This is a genomic window from Bacillus sp. JJ1532, assembly GCF_036965085.1.
GTDB lineage: Bacteria > Bacillota > Bacilli > Bacillales > Cytobacillaceae > Cytobacillus.
In genome coordinates, this window is sequence record NZ_JBALOW010000015.1 from 77,992 (window position 1) to 96,286 (window position 18,295).

At 39.6% G+C, this 18,295-nt stretch carries 16 protein-coding genes; 15 read left to right on the plus strand and 1 reads right to left on the minus strand.

Annotation, left to right across the window (positions count from 1 at the left end):
- Positions 1-3 precede the first annotated feature (3 nt).
- Positions 4-399, minus strand: coding sequence for a hypothetical protein (locus V7122_RS06720; RefSeq protein ID WP_335354662.1), 396 nt, complete (start codon positions 397-399; stop codon positions 4-6).
- A 283-nt stretch (positions 400-682) separates the two neighbouring features.
- Here V7122_RS06720 and V7122_RS06725 point away from each other — a divergent pair, with 283 nt between their 5' ends.
- The 15 genes from V7122_RS06725 to V7122_RS06795 all read left to right on the plus strand — a co-directional run bounded on the left by V7122_RS06725 (position 683) and on the right by V7122_RS06795 (position 18,277).
- A complete protein-coding gene (locus V7122_RS06725) occupies positions 683-2,671 on the plus strand; it encodes a S9 family peptidase (RefSeq protein WP_335526111.1) in 1,989 nt (662 codons plus the stop codon).
- Between the two features lie 166 nt (positions 2,672-2,837).
- Complete coding sequence (locus tag V7122_RS06730) at positions 2,838-3,773, plus strand: LCP family protein (protein WP_335346087.1); 936 nt, start codon at positions 2,838-2,840, stop codon at positions 3,771-3,773.
- A 100-nt stretch (positions 3,774-3,873) separates the two neighbouring features.
- Positions 3,874-4,494 carry a TVP38/TMEM64 family protein gene (locus tag V7122_RS06735; RefSeq protein WP_335526112.1) on the plus strand — a complete coding sequence of 207 codons (621 nt, stop codon included), beginning with the start codon at positions 3,874-3,876 and terminating at the stop codon, positions 4,492-4,494.
- Between the two features lie 22 nt (positions 4,495-4,516).
- On the plus strand, positions 4,517-5,071 hold the full coding sequence (gene lepB, locus V7122_RS06740) for a signal peptidase I (RefSeq protein WP_335526113.1): 555 nt from the start codon (positions 4,517-4,519) through the stop codon (positions 5,069-5,071).
- A 150-nt stretch (positions 5,072-5,221) separates the two neighbouring features.
- Positions 5,222-8,479 carry a BTAD domain-containing putative transcriptional regulator gene (locus V7122_RS06745; protein ID WP_335526114.1) on the plus strand — a complete coding sequence of 1,086 codons (3,258 nt, stop codon included), beginning with the start codon at positions 5,222-5,224 and terminating at the stop codon, positions 8,477-8,479.
- A 423-nt stretch (positions 8,480-8,902) separates the two neighbouring features.
- Complete coding sequence (locus V7122_RS06750) at positions 8,903-10,177, plus strand: substrate-binding domain-containing protein (RefSeq protein WP_438824771.1); 1,275 nt, start codon at positions 8,903-8,905, stop codon at positions 10,175-10,177.
- A gap of 97 nt (positions 10,178-10,274) precedes the next feature.
- A complete protein-coding gene (locus V7122_RS06755) occupies positions 10,275-11,048 on the plus strand; it encodes an ABC transporter ATP-binding protein (RefSeq protein ID WP_335346092.1) in 774 nt (257 codons plus the stop codon).
- Positions 11,026-11,733, plus strand: coding sequence for an ABC transporter ATP-binding protein (locus tag V7122_RS06760; RefSeq protein WP_335346093.1), 708 nt, complete (start codon positions 11,026-11,028; stop codon positions 11,731-11,733). Before V7122_RS06755 ends, V7122_RS06760 begins: the two co-directional genes overlap by 23 nt.
- Before the next feature lie 17 nt (positions 11,734-11,750).
- Positions 11,751-12,611, plus strand: coding sequence for a branched-chain amino acid ABC transporter permease (locus tag V7122_RS06765; RefSeq protein ID WP_335354656.1), 861 nt, complete (start codon positions 11,751-11,753; stop codon positions 12,609-12,611).
- 5 nt (positions 12,612-12,616) lie between these two features.
- On the plus strand, positions 12,617-13,615 hold the full coding sequence (locus V7122_RS06770; protein ID WP_335526116.1) for a branched-chain amino acid ABC transporter permease: 999 nt from the start codon (positions 12,617-12,619) through the stop codon (positions 13,613-13,615).
- 10 nt (positions 13,616-13,625) lie between these two features.
- Positions 13,626-13,802, plus strand: coding sequence for a hypothetical protein (locus tag V7122_RS06775; RefSeq protein WP_335348250.1), 177 nt, complete (start codon positions 13,626-13,628; stop codon positions 13,800-13,802).
- Between the two features lie 233 nt (positions 13,803-14,035).
- Positions 14,036-15,043, plus strand: coding sequence for a 3-oxoacyl-ACP synthase (locus V7122_RS06780; RefSeq protein ID WP_335526117.1), 1,008 nt, complete (start codon positions 14,036-14,038; stop codon positions 15,041-15,043).
- 7 nt (positions 15,044-15,050) lie between these two features.
- Positions 15,051-15,947 (plus strand): intracellular short-chain-length polyhydroxyalkanoate depolymerase, encoded by an 897-nt coding sequence (gene phaZ, locus V7122_RS06785; RefSeq protein WP_335526118.1) that lies wholly within the window; start codon positions 15,051-15,053, stop codon positions 15,945-15,947.
- 13 nt (positions 15,948-15,960) lie between these two features.
- Positions 15,961-16,701 (plus strand): 3-oxoacyl-ACP reductase FabG, encoded by a 741-nt coding sequence (fabG, locus tag V7122_RS06790; protein ID WP_335526119.1) that lies wholly within the window; start codon positions 15,961-15,963, stop codon positions 16,699-16,701.
- A 58-nt stretch (positions 16,702-16,759) separates the two neighbouring features.
- Entirely contained in the window at positions 16,760-18,277 is a 1,518-nt protein-coding gene (locus tag V7122_RS06795) for an acyl-CoA synthetase (RefSeq protein WP_335526120.1), read from the plus strand.
- Positions 18,278-18,295: the final 18 nt, after the last annotated feature.

Genomic DNA, 18,295 nt, shown 5'->3' on the forward strand with positions numbered 1-18,295 from the left:
TCCCTATGAGTACCCCACTTTTTTTTCACTCTGTAATTCGTGAAGGTGACGCCGATATAAATAAAATTCTAATAACTCCTGAACTCTATTGCGAATACGGGGATTAAAATAATTATGCTGTTCTTCATAGCCCTTATATAGAAAAATGAACATCGTAAACGCCTCATCCCGCTTCAGCTGTTCAACCTTCAGTTTATTTTTATACATATATTGTTTTACTTCTTTCAATTCCTTTTGAATAACTTTCATGGTCTCCTCAATTAAATTTAGATATGGCTGTTTAAGCTTAAAAGGGCTCTTATTAATAACGTTAAGATCCCGATTTAAAACCGTTAGTACCATCGGCAAATAAATAGCCTGCTCAATAATATTTCGATCCTCCTCAGGAATTCTTGTCATTATGCATGCCTCCCTTAGTTATACAAAAAATAAAATTTACACGAATAGGAACGTGTGTTCTGTAATCATTTTATATTTAAATATCATAATTTGCAAGTGCCTTACTTTGTCGAATATCTATACTCAGCATTTCCCAAAAATTTAAAAAAACGATCTTATCTTCAAAATAAAAAAAGAAGGGAAAATATTTCTAGTGTCGAAATAAAAAGGAGCTATATAAATGGCTAGCTCCAGAGCCCAGTGCATACGGTGCTTTACCCTAAACTAATAGGAGGGAAAAGGAATGAAGGAAAAAAGAACGATTACCCCAGAGGATCTGTATAAGCTCAAATCTGTATCAGATCCTCAGCTTGCAGCAAATGGGGAGGATTGTTTATTTGTAGAAACACAAATGCTTGAGAAGGAAAATAAATATTGCTCCAATTTGTTTTACATAAACACGAAAGAAAAGAATAAGCCTGTTCAATGGACATTTGGGGAAAACAGAAATTCCTCCCCACGCTGGTCTCCGGATGGAACGAAAATTGCTTTTGTTTCGGACCGGAGCGGAAAAGGACAAATTTATGTCATGGATGCTAAAGGAGGGGAGGCACGCCAGCTAACGAAATGTCCAAATGGAGCATCGAATCCGGTATGGTCTCCTGATGGCACTAGAATTGCCTTTAATGCAGCGCTCAAAAAAGATGAATCGGTCACTTCAGCTGAAAAGAAAGAAAAGAAGGAAGACCAACCCCCTGTTCCGCTTGAAGTTGAAAAAATGAAATACAAATCAGATGCCTCAGGATTTTGGGACGGAAAATATACTCATATCGCTTTTGTTGAAGTGGAAAATGGAAAGATCGAGCTGCTTACATCTGAAGAAAATGATTTTCAGCTTCATAGCTGGTCTCCTTGTGGAAAAAAACTAGCTATCACAGCAGATTTAAGTGAGGAAAAGGACACATCCTTTATAAATGATGTTTTTTTTATTGATATTGAAACAAAGAAGCTCCAGAAAATCACAAGTGGAACCGGAAGCTTCGGCCATGTTACATGGTCACCTAACGGAAAGTATCTTGGTATGTTTGGACACGAAAAAGAATTCAAAAATGCCACGCTATCAAAGATTTGGATTTACGAAACAGAAATGGAGAAGCTTCATTGCCTGACTGCTGATTCAGACTTATTAGTTGGCGATTATGCAATTGGTGATTTCCACCAGGGTGCTGTCACCCCGGGAATTTTGTGGGGTGAGGATAATCACAGCTTCTATTTCCTAGCAACAGACCATGGCAATACAGTTGTTTACTATGGAACTATAGACGGAGAACTTTATCCGGCTCTTTTGGATCGCCAGCATGTATACGGACTTACAACCGGCGGGAAAATTGATCGGGCGGTTGTTGCTATTAGTAGACCAGCAAAGCCAGGAGATCTGCATTTCCTTAATGTGTCAACAGGTGAGTTGGAGCAGCTGACAAATGTGAATGAAGAATTCCTTAATGGCATTGACCTTGCAGAAGCAGAGCCATTCGAGTTTCAATCTTCGGATAACTGGAATTTACATGGCTGGATGATGAAGCCGGTGAACTTTAAGGAAGGAGAGAAATACCCGCTTATTCTCGAAATTCATGGTGGACCTCATGCGATGTATGCCAATACATATTTTCATGAATTTCAAAGTCTTGCGGCACAAGGATTTGCCGTCTTATTTATCAATCCTCGCGGAAGCCATGGCTATGGACAGACTTTCGTTGACGCTGTAAGAGGGGATTATGGCGGAAAAGATTATGAGGATATTATGGATGCGGTCGATCATGTGTTAGCGTCCTTTGATTTTATTGACAGTGATCGTTTAGGGGTCACAGGCGGAAGTTACGGAGGATTTATGACCAACTGGATTGTCGGGCACACAAACCGTTTTAAAGCAGCAGTAACCCAGCGTTCAATTTCAAACTGGATTAGCTTTTACGGAGTCAGTGATATTGGCTATTATTTCACTGATTGGCAAATCAAAAGCGGTCTTCATGATGTGATAACATTGTGGAAGCATTCTCCGCTTGCCTATGTCGACAATATTGAAACACCGCTGCTAATTCTTCATAGCGAGAAGGATTTCAGATGCCCAATCGAACAGGCTGAACAATTATTTATTGCATTAAAGGATCGTAAAAAACCAACAAAGTTTATTCGCTTTCCGGAAGCTAATCATGAGCTTTCAAGAAGCGGCAAGCCGAACTTAAGAATTAGCCGTTTAAACTATATTATCGGATGGTTTAAAGACTATTTATAGGATACTAGATTCAAAGCCGCAAGCCTAAAGCAGGTTTGTGGTTTTTATTTTTTAAGAATAACGAAATACAATAAATACCAGCCTAAAATAAGAAACTTTTTAACTATGAAAGCAGTCTTATATGTTTGAAAGTAAATAACCTAAATTAAAAGGAAGGACTAGTAAAATGAGATCAGATCGATACCAACAGAAAAAACAAAAAAAGAAGAAGTGGAAATCAATTGTCCTCATTCTTTTTCTAATATGTTTCGGACTTATTGGCTATTCCTATTTTCAATATAAACAAGGGGTTTCACAATCCTTAAAGAAGGCAAACATAGAAACGAAGGAGTTTGAATTTCACGGAGACAAGGATCAGTATGGCGGCACAAATATTCTTCTTCTTGGCAGTGATGCACGCGGAAATGAAAAATCTAGAGCAGACACCATTATGATTGCTCAATACCATCCGGATAAAGGCACATATAAAGTCATTTCTATTATGAGAGATAGTTATGTAAATATTCCAGGGTATGGAAAACACAAGATTAATGCTGCTTTGGCTTTTGGAGGTCCGGAATTATTAAGAAAAACGATTAAGGAAAACTTTGATATAGACATTAAATATTACTCTATTGTTGACTTTAATGGTTTCGTTCATCTAATTGATGAAGCATTTCCACAAGGTGTAGAAATTGAGGTAGAGAAAGCAATGTCAGCCTATATCGGAGTAAATTTACAACCAGGATTACAACGGCTTGATGGCAAGCATTTACTTGGCTATGTCCGATTCCGCCATGATGCGGTTGGTGACTTCGGCAGGGTTGAAAGACAGCAAAAGGTAATTAAGGAAGTCGGGTCACAATTAAAGAGCATTCAAACAATTGCGAAGCTGCCAAAATTAGTCGGTGTGATGACACCGTTTGTGAATACAAACATGGATACAACTGATATTCTTTATATAGGCAAGGATTTTATTTCAAAAGACATTCAGGATATTGGGACTTTACGAATTCCTGTAGATGGTTCTTACAGCAATCAAAGAGTTAGCGGTTCTGGATCTGTTCTAGCAATAGATCTTGAAAGAAATAAGCAGGCAATTCACGAATTTTTGGCAAAATAACATTCTTTTTCCCAAAAATGGGTGTACAATTAAATAGAAAGAGGTAAAAATATATACGATTACACACAACAACAGCTCGAAAGTAACAAGGAGACATTAAATGGAGTTAGAATGGCTTAAAGACTGGTTTACACTTGAACATATAATGGAATTAATAGATAAATATCGTTCCTTTGGCCCGCTTCCAGGTATTTTGTTGCCCATGCTCGAAGCCTTCTTGCCATTCCTTCCGTTATTTTTATTTGTAATGGCGAATGCAAATGCTTTTGGTTTATGGCTAGGCTTCCTATTTTCATGGATTGGGGCAACAATAGGAGCGTTGTTAGTTTTCATATTAGTGCGGAAGTATGGACAGCGCCGGGTACTGAGGATGCTTAAAAGGCATTCGCAAGTCCAAAAGCTTATGGCCTGGGTGGAAAGACATGGATTTGGTCCGTTATTTATTCTTTTATGCTTCCCTTTCACGCCTTCAGCGGTAGTAAATATTGTTGCAGGTCTATCAAAAATTAGCATCGCTCAATATATGCTTGCGGTCTTAACAGGAAAGCTCGTCATGATATTTACGATCAGCTTTATTGGATCTGATATTAAATCACTGGTCACACAGCCGATTCGGTCTGCGATTGTAGGAGTTATTATCTTTATCCTATGGTATGTTGGAAAAAGAATTGAAATAAAAATGAATTTAAAGATGGAAAAGGAAAGGGATTACCAAGAGTAAAGGCTGGAAGGGAGGAGAAAAGATGAATGAGGGAATAAAAAAGGAAGGAATTGAGTGGATAAAGGCATTTGCTATCGGAATTATTATTTTTGCTTTTATCCGAACCTTTTTCTTTTCTAATTATATAGTTGAAGGTGAATCCATGATGCCGACCCTTGAAAATGGGAATAAATTAATTGTCAACAAGATTGGAACTCAGATTGGCGAGTTGCACCGGTTTGATGTCATTGTCTTTCACCATAGCAAGGAAGAAGATTTTGTGAAAAGGGTTATTGGTTTGCCGGGAGATAAGATTGAATACCATAATGATGAGCTCTATATTAATGGAGAAAAAGTATATGAACCATACCTCGAAAAGTTTCGAAAAGAGGCAATTGGAAGTATGCTTACTGGAGATTTTACTTTAATGGAAGTTACTGGTACTGAGACGATCCCAGAAGGAAAGATTTTTGTTCTAGGAGATAACCGTGCAAAAAGCTGGGATAGTCGTCATTATGGATTAATATCTGTTGATCAAGTAGTCGGAAAAGTAAACCTTAGATATTGGCCGATTGATGAAATGGATATTTCCTTTTAAACTGCAAGTTCATATTTTCTAGCTGGACTCGAAAACTCGGGTCCTTTTTTGAAGGAGAATGTTCGCTTCATAGCGAAGTTAAAATAACTAGTATATTTTTTTGGAAATATTAATCGGAAAATTAAGAATTTTGGAAGCGAGGGAAGTAATTTGTTCAAATCTATGCCTATTATCAGAACGAAGCTTCTCGTTCCAGATGTTAAAATAGAATCCATTAGAAGAGCAGCCTTAACGAAAAAAATGAAATCAATTTCGCGTTATCCTTTGACCATTATTCATTCGGGAGCAGGCTACGGGAAAAGTACGGCACTGGCACTTTTTGTTAACGATGAGAAAAAAGACTGCAGCTGGTATTCAATTTCCGCGGCTGATGATGATATTCTTCCTTTTCTGTCCTATTTAATTTCCTCGATTCAATTTTCTTTTCCAGAGTTCGGCAAGAACCTCTCTTTCATGATGAAGGATATGGACAGGTATATTAGAGATGAAGAAATCAATATGCTTAGTTCCCTATTTATTAATGAACTACTATCTATCGAAAAAGAACTATTTATCATTTTAGATGATTTTCATCAAATTGAACAATCATATACAATCAATCGGTGGATGGAAAAATTGCTTGATCACATTCCTTCGAATATTCATTTTATTATTTCCAGCAGAAGCCGTCCCATGTGGAAACAGCTGACGAAAATGAAGGTATGTAATCAGTTAATGGAAATCACGAAAGACGATCTTATCATGACATTGGATGAGGCAGATCTTCTGCTAAATGACTATTATGATATAAATGTTAACGAAGAGGAATTAGCACAAATTTATGCGTTAACTGAGGGATGGGTCATTGCCATTGGGATGATTGCGCAGCAAATACCGGAAAACGGTGATTTTTCGAACTTACATTCAAAATCATCACAATCTCTCCAAGATTTATTTCAATATTTGGCTTTAGAGGTTTTTGCGAAGCAGCCACCAATTATCCAGCAATTCTTAGAACAGACGTGTATTTTCGATGAACTAAGTGAAGAGATTTGTGACTCTGTATTAGGCATAACGGGTTCATCCTCAATCCTTAATCAAATTATTGAAAGGAATTTGTTTATTTATCGTATCGGAGAAAAGCAATTTAAATATCACGCATTATTTAAAGAGTTTTTAGAGAATCAATTAAAGGTAAAGGATCCAGAAACTTTTCGGTCTTTGCATGAGCGAACCGCCCGTTTTTTTGAACGAAAAAAACAGTGGGAGGAGGCCTTGCTGCATTATGAGAAAATCCAGTATAGCGATGCAGTTGCTTCCGTCTTAAATGAAGTTGGCTTTAGGATGCTAGAGAACGGGAAGCTTGAAAATCTCTATGACCGGCTCATGTTTATTTCAGATACGGAAAAAGACAAATTTTATCTCCTTTGGTTTTTGCAAGGGGAGGTTTTACGGTATTGCTCCAAATACAACGAGGCAGAGGCATGTTATATCAAAGCTGCGCAAATGGCTGAAGAAAAAAATAATTTGCTCGAAAAAAGCCGAGCACTTGAAGGACAGGCAAAAATCTATCTAGACACGATTCAGCCGCATAAAGCCGAAAGAATTCTTTTTCAGGCAATTGAAATAAGAGAAAAATATGATATTCAGTCCAAGGATGAAACGGCCAAACTCTATCACCTTCTTGCAGAAAATTTGTTAAACTCCGGTCAGTATATGAAAGCTGAAAAATGGATCAAAAGAGCCGGCAATCTGAAGGGACCTCATTTTAATAACAGCCTTGAGGCGAGATTATATTTGCGAACTGGAAGATTCAGTCAAGCTAGGAATATATTATTGAATGATAAAAAGAGAGAAGGCTCAGAAAAAACACCCTTGCCGCAATCTCATAGGGAAACAGATATTCTTCTTTCTCTAATTGAGGGACTTACCGGAAACGGAAATCAAGCGAAGTCACTTGCACAGGAAGGGATTCAGCATGGAATAAGCATAAAAGCCCCTTACGTGGAGGCGTGTGGCTGGATGAGAATGGGTCATGCCATTCAAATTGTTAATGATTATGACCTAAGCTTAGCAGAGAAGTGCTATGGAACAGCACTTGAAATAATGACCCGGCTACGAATCGAGAGAGGTAAGGCAGAGCCTCTTATGGGGCTTTGCTTACTATATGGGAGCAAAGGTGAATTCGAAAGAGCAATAGCAGCAGGTGATGCCGCCCTTGTCGAAACGGAAAAAGTAAAGGATATTTGGTTATCGGCTCTTATTCAGCTTGCGATGGGTATATCAGCTGTTTACAGCAAGCATTATTCTTATGGATCTAAATATATTCAAAAGGCATCCAGCCATTTTAACGAGTGCGGAGATCAATATGGAAGCATGCTCTGCCTTTACTGGCAAACGTATATTTCCTTTAGCCAAAATGAACTTCCATCCCTTTTGGAACTGCTGCCCATTTTATTAAAAGAAGTGCAAACAGGAGAATATGAGTTTATTTTTAATAAAAGGACTATGTTTGGTCCAAGGGATTTGCAAATGTTTGCTCCTATTCTTATTGAGGCACAGAGACAAAAAGTCATGCCGCAATTGGTAGCAAGGCTGCTGCAGGAGATGAATTTATCAAAGGTTGACTTTCACCCTGGCTATACACTTAAAGTCAGTACTCTTGGAAGGTTTCAAATATGGCTAGGTGAAAAAGAGGTGGAAGAGAAGGATTGGCAGAGGGGAAAGGCTAAAGAATTACTGCAATTATTTATTACCCATCCTCATAAATTGATTCCAAAGGAGCAAATTTATCAGCTTCTATGGACGGATCAGGATGAAAAAAGCGCGGCACGAGATTTCAAAGTGGCATTAAATGCTCTTAATAACGTCCTTGAACCGAACCGGAAAGCAAGAAGAACACCCTTTTTTATCATGAGGGAAGGAGCAGCATACGGGTTAAATCCTCATGCCGTTCTTGAAGTCGATAGCCTGGTTTTTGAACATTGGGTGACAGCTGGTTTGGAAGAAAAGAAAACAGAAATGGCTATGAATTATTTAGAAAAGGGACTTAAGATGTACAGAGGAGACTATTTGCCAGAGCGCAGATTTGATGATTGGTGCCTGAATGAGAAAGAAAGATTATCCGTCTTTTTTATTAGGGCAGCGGAAAAGCTAGCTCAGCTTTATGTGAGAAGTGAGGAGTATGACAAAGCTATACATTGGTGCAGTAAAATACTAGAGAAGGACCGCACATGGGAGGAAGCCTATCGACTGACGATGTATTGCTATTACAGGAAAAACAACCGCCCCTTCGCACTTAAATGGTACCAAAAATGCTGTGAAATATTGGAGGAGGAGCTTGGCGTTCCCCCGCTGGATCCAACACGTCATATGTATGAAATGATTCTAGAATCAGGTAACACACTAAACTCAGTTAGGCAGCCATAAAGGCTGCCTTTTTCTGTACCCAATCGCTTCCGTTTTTCAGATGTCTAGCTCTGGCGCCTAGAGATATGCTAGTCCTGAACACATTCAATAGACAATTCTATACTAGGTTTTCGTCACCGGTCTCTCCGAAACACTTACATTGGACAAATCAATGTTAGGGCTTAAGTCTAGATTTCCCCAAGACACTTACATTGGATGTTTCTATGTTAGCGTTTTAGTCTAGATTTCTCCAAAACCCTTACATTGAAAACTTTTATGTTAGGGTTTATACTCCTCACTTCCATAAACCCGTGCATTGGATTCTGAATAAGGAACTCTCTGCTTTTCTATTTCTGTAACTCATTTGTAACCACCTGAGTTTATGATGGTTTCAATGCTAGTTTTTTATTTTGAAAAGTAGAAGGGGGAAGGAAGATGACCGCAATGTCGCGTAAAATGGGTTTTATTTGCATGCTGATCCTAGTGATGCTATTCACTAGCGCCTGCAGCGGAACAGAGAAGACTGGAAACACTGGACAAGAAAACACGAACACAAACACAAACACAAACACAAATAATAATAACACAAGCGAGCCTGAAGAATCGAAAAACAGTGAGCCAATCAAGATCGGTGTGCTCGCCTCACAGACAGGAGGCCTTGAATCCTATGGAAAGCAAACTCTACAAGGATTCGAACTAGGTCTTGATTACGCAACGAATGGCACGAGAGAGGTAGCAGGAAGAAAGATTGAAGTATTCATAGAAGATACGGAAACAAAACCTGAAGTAGCCGTTCAAAAGGCAACGAAGCTTCTTGAAGAAAATGGAGTGGATTTCTTAGTAGGATCTTCGAGCTCAGGAGATACACTTGCTGTCCTCCCGCTTGCGGAAGAATATGAAAAGATAATGGTTGTTGAACCAGCAGTGGCAGACACGATTACTGGATCTGAATTTAATAAATATATTTTCCGGACAGCTCGTAACTCCTCCCAAGATGCAGTGGCAGGAGCAGCAGCGATTGCAGGAGATGGTGTTAAAATTGCAACTCTCGCACCAGATTATTCGTTCGGACGGGATGGGGTAGAAGCTTTTAAGGAAGCAGCAATTAAGCTTGGAGCGGAGATTATTCATGAAGAGTATGCCGATCCCGCTGCTACAGATTTCACGTCAAATATTCAAAAAATCATTGATGCTAAACCAGATTATTTATTTGTTGTCTGGGCAGGTGCAAACTCCCCATGGAATCAAATCGCTGATATGAAGGTTCAGGAAAAAGGAATAAAGATTTCGACAGGGGCGCCAGATATTCCTGCTTTATCTACAATGGAGCCGCTGATTGGCATGGAAGGATTTACCGTATACTATCATGATTTGCCAACGAATGATATTAACAAATGGCTAGTAGAAGAACATAAAAAACGCTTTAACGGTGAAGTTCCTGACTTATTTACTCCAGGTGGAATGACCGCAGCTATCGCCATTGTCGAGGCATTGAAGAAAACAGAAGGAAAAGCAGATGCCAATACATTAATTGCAGCAATGGAAGGAATGAGCTTTGAAACGCCGAAAGGAAAGATGACTTTCCGTCCAGAAGATCATCAAGCACTACAAACGCTATATGCTATTAGGCTGGAGAAGAAGGATGGAGTCCCTTATCCGGTTCCAGTGTTAATTCGCGAACTAAGCCCTGAAGAAACTGAACCGCCAATCAGAAACTAAGAATTACGGGAGATTTCCCACAGAAACAATGAACTTCGGTGTTATACCGAGGTTCATTGTTTCTATAACTAATTAAAAAGCCAGGTGGTGAATGAGAGTGAAACCAATTATAGAGACAAAGGATTTATCCATTACATTTGGCGGCCATACAGCTGTGGACCGTGTAAGTATAGCAGTTCCTGAAAACCACTTTAAGTCTATTATTGGCCCCAATGGAGCTGGTAAAACAACTTTCTTTAATCTATTAAGCGGACAGCTAATGCCAACGGAGGGGCAGATTTTCTTCAGAGAAAAAGAGATTACTAAAATGTCAACGACAGAAAGAACACGTCTAGGAATTGGAAGGTCCTTTCAAATTACAAATGTTTTTCCTAATTTAACTGTTCTGGAGAATGTCAGGCTGGCAGTACAGTCCCAAGCGGGAACACGCCTTCAAATGCTTGCTCATTATCGGAAATATAAAGTTTTTGAGGAAAAGGCAGAAGAATGGCTAGAGCTCGTTCTTCTCCAAAATAAAAAAGAGATTTTAGCTAAAAACTTAGCCCATGGGGAAAAAAGAAAGCTGGAAATTGCCATGCTATTAGCCTTGAATACAGAGGTTCTTCTCCTTGACGAGCCGACAGCTGGAATGTCCGTTGAAGAGGTGCCTGCTATCTTGGAGGTTATTAAAAAAATAAAGCAAGGGAAGGATCGAACAATCATCTTAATTGAACACAAAATGGATATGATTCTGGATTTATCTGACACTGTCATGGTTCTATTCAATGGGAGATTACTAGCAGACGGAACTCCAGAGGAAATCATGAAAAACGAGACTGTTCAGTCCGCGTATTTAGGGGGTCTGTACGATGACAGTTCAATTAAAGCTTAATGACATTGAGACGCATATTGGACAATATCATATTTTGCAGGGAGTTTCATTTGAAGCGCGAAAAGGAGAAGTAACAGTACTGCTTGGGAGAAATGGTGCAGGAAAAACGACAACCCTAAGAACCATTATGGGGCTGAATCCTCCGTCAAAAGGGACGATTTTTTACAAAGGGGAAGGAATCGAAGGCTTGCCAACATACAGTGTGGCACAGAAAGGGATTGGGTACGTCCCTGAGGATCAAGGGATTTTTGCTGGCTTGACGGTTGAGGAAAATATGAAGGTAGCAATGAAAAATGAAGATGATGAAACGAAGGCAAGGCTTGAATGGATATTAGGCTTATTCCCTGATTTAAAGACATTTTGGAAGAAGCAGGGAGGGCTTTTAAGTGGTGGGCAAAAACAAATGCTGTCTATTGCGAGAGCCTATATTAATGATAATGATTTGCTTTTAATAGATGAGCCAAGCAAGGGTCTGGCACCAATTGTAGTGGAAAAGGTGATGGAAACCATTCTGCAAATGAAGGAGCAGACAACCATTGTCCTCGTTGAACAAAATTTTATAATGGCCAGTACAATTGGCGATCAATTCTACATTATTGACGATGGCCGGACAGTGAGCGAAGGACATATGGCCCAGTTAAAAGAAGATGCAGACATGCGGAGAAAGTATTTAGGAATTGCGTAAAGAAAGGAGGAAAAGATGTGGATGTTTTAATCACTCTGACATTAAACGGATTAGCGACTGGAATGCTTATATTTCTGCTTGCCGCTGGTTTAACGTTAATTTTTGGTCTCATGGATGTATTAAACTTTGCTCATGGCGGGCTTTTTGCATGGGGAGCCTATAGCGGGACTTGGCTATATGCGACAACAGGCAGTTTCTTCATTGCGATTGCAGGAGCTATTGTTACAGGACTTATTCTCGGATTGCTTACTGAAAGATGGATTATCAAACCGGTCTACGGAAATCATATTCAGCAAATTTTAATTACTCTTGGCCTCATGCTAGTCTTGTCCGAGTTATTAAAGGTTGTGTGGGGACCTAATCAATTATCTGCTGCACCACCCCCATATTTGGCTGGAAGCTGGGAGATTGGAAACGTCATCATTATTAAATATCGAGTATTTATTATCGCCATTGGCTTGCTCGTGTTCGGAATTGTTCAATATATTTTGAAAAACACAAAAATTGGATTGATCGTAAGGGCTGGCGTCATGGATAAAGAAATGGTGCAATCGCTTGGCATTAACATTAAGAGAGTGTTTATGTTTGTTTTTATGGTTGGTGCGGGAATGGCAGCTCTTGGAGGAGTTATGCTTGGTCCTTATTCGGGTGTCATCTACGCAGAGATGGGCCTCGAGTTTGCTATTTTAGCTTTCATTGTTGTTGTTATTGGAGGGATGGGCAGCTTTCCGGGCTCTATTTTAGCTGCCATATTAGTAGGCTTATCCGGATCATTTATGGCGTATTACGTTCCTTCACTTTCTTTAGCTGTCAATATGCTGTTAATGGCCATCGTATTAATTTTTAGACCACAAGGCTTGTTTGGATTAAAGGGGTGAGGAATATGAGTATATTAGCTGCAAGCAGAATGAATTTTGTGTACTTAATAACGGCAATCTTTCTCCTTATTTTGCCATTTGTCTATGAATCTAGAACACTGTTAATTTTGCTGACACAAGTGTTTATATTTGCGATTTTTGCGATGAGCTATGATATTTTACTAGGCTTTACCGGAATTGTTTCCTTCGGTCATGCCATGTTTTTTGGAATTGGCGCTTACACAATAGGCGTCTTTATGAAACGGTTTGATCCAACTATTCCGTATCTTTTATTAGCTGTTTTAGTAACGATTATTTTAACATCCATTGTGAGCTTGATACTAGGACTGCTAACTTTAAGGCTAAAAAGTCATTTCTATGCGATGTTAACACTTGCCTTCTCGGGGCTTTTCCTCGTTTTGGCTGAAAAGTGGCGAACGGTTACGTATGGCAATGACGGCTTTACCTTTCGAATTCCAGAATTATTTAAAGACCGGACCGATTTTTATCTCATTTGTCTTGTCATGATGATTTTGGTATTTGCGATTCTTAAAAGATTCACGAATTCCCCTTTAGGAAGAGTCCTGCAGGCCATTCGGGAAAATGAACAAAGAACAGAATCCCTCGGCTACAGCATCCTCCATTATAAGGTCATTGCGAGTGTCATATCGGGGGTAATAGCGGGATTGGCTGGTCTTCTCTATTCTATGTCACTGCGATTTGTTAATACGAGTGTGTTCACAATGGATATAACACTTGATGCATTGCTCATGACTATAATTGGAGGAGTGGGAACGTTAGTCGGTGCGATCATTGGGGCTGGACTAATAGAATTTGCCCATCACTGGCTAACTGAATTGGCAAAGGTCCACTGGATCTTTGAACGCTGGATCATCTTCTTCGGGATTATTTATATTTTGGCCGTTATGTTCTTCCCTATGGGGATTGTAGGAACGTTAAAAAAGCTGAAACTAACGCGAAAGAAGAAAGAGGAGAGTAAAGAAGAAGAGAAAATTGCCAGTTAGGGGGAGCAGGATGGAGCAGAAACAAATTGCCTCTTTCATCGTCCGCTTTCATTTAGCAGACATTGATGAACATACCGGAAAGAAAAAATGGCGCATTAAAGTATCCCATGTTCAAGAGGATATAGAAATACTATTCGAATCAATCGAAGATGCGATGAATTTCATGAAAAATATTATTGGGGATTAATAGAAAAGCGGAGGCGCCTTCGGAACAATCAAAGGGCAATTGTTCCTGCGATGTATATTCGCAGAAGCTTTCCTTTGTGCCCAGGGGCGACAAGTATAAGCCATTCCGGCAGGAAGGTTGTACTTTAACCTTCTTGTCGGAATGGCTTATGACCTCGAGCCCCTAGGCGCCGCATCTAGACAAATAGAAAAGCGGAGGCACCGGGGCGAGATAATGAGGAATGAGGTGAGAACGTGAATATCGGCATTCTTAGTACTGGAATCTATCTGCCCGAAGAATATATAACTGGTGAAGAAATTGCATTGAAGGCAGGAATTCCGCAAGAGATTGTTGAAGGTAAAATGGGGATAAAAAGGAAGACTATTCCTGGACCGGAAGATCACACATGTCTAATGGGAATTAGAGCTGCAGAAAAAGCGATTAAAAAAGCGAATTTAGATCCATTAACTATTGATCTCGTCATCTATATTGGCGAGGAATATAAGGAATATCCGCTTTGGACAGCAGGTATTAAGCTGCAGGAGGAAATTGGTGCGTTAAATGCCTATGCTTTCGATGTGGCACTTCGCTGTGGAACGACCGTCATGGCGCTAAAGGTAGCAAAAAATATGATGATCGCAGATCCGGCAATCAATACTGTTCTTTTAGCCGGCGGTTATCGGAATGGGGATTTTATAGATTATCATAACCCTCGGACAAGATTTATGTATAATCTTGGGGCAGGCGGAGGGGCGATTATTTTACAAAAAGACTGCAAGAGGAATTTATTATTGGAGACGGAGCTGCTGACAGACGGTTCTTTTTCCGAGGATGTTGTCGTTGTGGCAGGCGGGACGAAAAATCCGCTAACAAGGGAAGCGTTAGAGGAAGGGAAATATAAACTTGACGTTCTTGATCCTGCTGGCATGAAAGAGCGCCTCGAAAAAAAATCGATGAAGAACTTCCTTCATGTTATTCGTGAATCTGTCCGGAAAAGCGGATACAAGGAGAAGGATATTTCCTATATCGGGATGCTTCATATGAAGAAGTCCGCTCATGATTATGTTTTAAAGGAGTTAGGATTAACTGAAGAAGCTTCAATCTATTTAGAGGAATATGGGCATATAGGTCAAATTGATCAAATTTTATCTTTAGAGCTTGCTGAAAGATCTGGGAAATTGAAAAACGGAGATGTCATTGTACTAGTCAGTGCTGGCATTGGCTATGCTTGGGGAGCTTCTACAATTAGATGGGGAGAGTGATTCAGAAGTGACAGAAATAATGATAAAAAACGTAAGTCTGCCGAATGGGGAAACGATTTTCTATCGTGAAAGATTAGGTGGAACTAAAAAAGTTCTGCTTGTCCACGGCAATATGAATTCCTCAAAGCATTGGGATGTTGTTCTTGAAAACATGGATCCTAAATACAAGCTTTATGCAATCGATCAGAGAGGCTTTGGACTATCAAGCTATCAAAATCCGATCTATTCAATTAAAGATCTAGCCGATGATATTGACCATTTTACGAAGGCAATTGAATTGAAGGATTTTTCAATAATCGGATGGTCTACTGGAGGCACTGTTAGTATGCAATACGTTGCCGACCATCCCGAAATGTGCGATAAAATGATCTTGCTAGCATCAGGTTCCACAAGGGGATATCCACTATATGAATCAGATGAAAAGGGGATGCTTGACTTAAATCGGCGTGTTGAAACTTATGCCCAGACAAAGAGCGAGAAAGCAAAAGTCATCACTACCGAGCAAGCATACGCAACGAGAAATCGTGAATTATTAAGAATGATTTATGATGCAGTTATTTATACAAAAAACAAACCTGAACCAGAACGCTACGAAGAGTATATAGATGATATGCTTACCCAAAGAAATTATGCTGAAATTCTCCATGCCTTGAATACGTTTAATATTAGTCAGACATATAATGGATTAATAGAAGGAACAGGGGATGCAGGGAAAATCAAAATACCAACACTCGTCCTCTTAGGTGACAGGGATTTAGTGATCACGAGACAAATGAATGAAGAAATCATGGAGGATATTGGGGAGAATGCAAGCTTTGTAGAATTAAAGGATTGCGGTCATTCCCCGCTGATCGATGATTGGGAGCAGTTGCTTCAAGTGATGTCGGAATTTTTAGATAGATGAAGGAGTTGAAAACATGAGACTTAAAGATAAGGTCGTCATTATTACTGGGGCTGCCAATGGAATTGGACTTGCTGCTGCACAAATTTTTGCAAGGGAAGGCGCAGCTGTAGCACTCGCTGATTTTGATGCAGATTTAGGAGCCGAAAGAGCTAGAGAGCTGAAGGAGCAAGGACATCATGTTCATTTTTTTCAGGTAAATGTGGCGGACCGAGAAAGCATCGATCAAATGGTTGCAGCTGTGAAAAATACTTTCGGCAAAATAGATATTTTAATCAATAATGCAGGGATTACAAGAGATGGCATGCTATCAAAGCTGTCTGCAGAAGATTTTCAGTCTGTTCTTGATGTGAATTTAACAGGGGTTTTCCATTGTACACAAGCGGTACTGCCTTTCATGATTGAACAAGGAAAAGGGAAAATCATTAATACTTCATCTGTTTCAGGTGTATATGGCAATATTGGCCAAACAAATTATGCTGCGACTAAAGCGGGAGTAGTCGGGATGACAAAAACGTGGGCAAAGGAGCTTGGTCGTAAAGGGATTAATGTTAACGCAGTAGCCCCAGGGTTTATTGACACCGGTATGACGGCTAAGGTCCCAGAAAAGGTGATCGGACAAATGAAAATGATGATACCGCTAGGGCATCTCGGAAGCCCCGAGGATATTGCCAACGCTTATTTATTCTTAGCCTCTAATGAATCGGATTATGTTAATGGCACGGTTCTTCATGTAGATGGCGGGATTATGATGTAACTTCTATGTAACTCTCTTTCTTTAATATAATGGTATCTTGATTGAAGGAGAGATTATAGTGGGGTGGGAACTCGATTGGCTGGAGAATAGAGCGAGATTATCACCGGCTTCTGTTGCCATCATTGAAGCCGATACGAATCTGAAGCGGACATATGATGAAGTAAATAAGCGTGCCCAAGCAATAGCCTGCTGGCTGAATCATCAAGGGGTGAAAAAGGGCGATCGGGTAGCTTTACTATCACCTAATCATATAAGTTATTTTGATTTTTTGTTTGCTTGCGGTAAGCTTGGAGCAGTATTTGTACCGGTCAATTGGCGATTATCTGGTGAAGAGATTAAATATATACTTAACGATTGTAATCCTAAAATCATTGGCTGTCATAGCGATTTTACAGAACTGCTGAAGGGCAATTGCATGGATGGAACTCATTTGATGCAAATCAATAACGAGCAGTATGAAGAGTTAGCAACTGGAGATAGAGTAGATAGGATTGAAAGTCATTTAAGCGAAACAGATCCTTTAGTCATTATCTATACGGGAGGGACAACAGGGAATCCAAAGGGGGTTGTTCTTTCACATCAATCCATTTTATGGAATGCTATGAATACCATAATAAGCTGGAATTTGACGAATAGAGATAAAACCCTTACGTATTTGCCATTATTCCATACTGGAGGATTGAACGCTCTTTCAATTCCTTTGCTAATGATTGGCGGGACAGTAGTTATTGCTGATTATTTTGAACCTGTAAAAGCGATGCAGTTCTTAAATTTGTATAAATGCTCAATCGTTTTGTTTGTACCGACCATGTACCATATGATAACGGAATCACCTGAATTTACAAAAACCAGCTTTCCCTATACAAAAGTATTTCTTTCTGGAGGAGCACCTTGCCCGTTAGAAATATATGGGAAGTTCAAGCAAAAAGGACTTCCATTTAAAGAGGGCTACGGATTATCAGAGGCCGGTCCGAATAATTTTTTTATTACAACTGATCAAGCAGTCGTAAAAAAGGGGTCAGTCGGAAGGCCAATGATTTTCAATGAAATCATGCTTGCTAAAGAAGATGGGTCAGAAGCAAATATCAATGAGGTCGGAGAGGTACTGATAAAGGGAAAGCACGCCTTCAGTCATTATTGGAACAATGAAAAAGCAACTAAGGAAACCGTTAAGGATGGCTGGCTTTATACAGGTGATTTAGCGAGAAAAGATTCAGATGGATTTTACTATATAGTAGGCAGGAAGAAAGAAATAATTATTACAGGGGGAGAAAATGTATATCCCCTAGAGGTTGAGCAATGGTTATCTGCACATCCAGAAGTCAATGAAGCTGCAGTTATTGGGCTTCCTGATCGAAAATGGGGGGAAGCAGTTTCTGCCTTCCTCACTCTCAAAGACAAGGCTGTTATTACAGATGAGGAAATTAGAATCTATTGCAGTACCAAATTAGGCAAATATAAAATCCCAAGAAACATTTTTGTCTTAAAGGAAATGCCCAAAACGCCTGTCGGTAAAGTGGATAAAAAAGAATTAAAGCGGATGGGGATTGAAAATTCCATAGTGAAAGATTGTTAGCAGCGCGATCATCAGTCG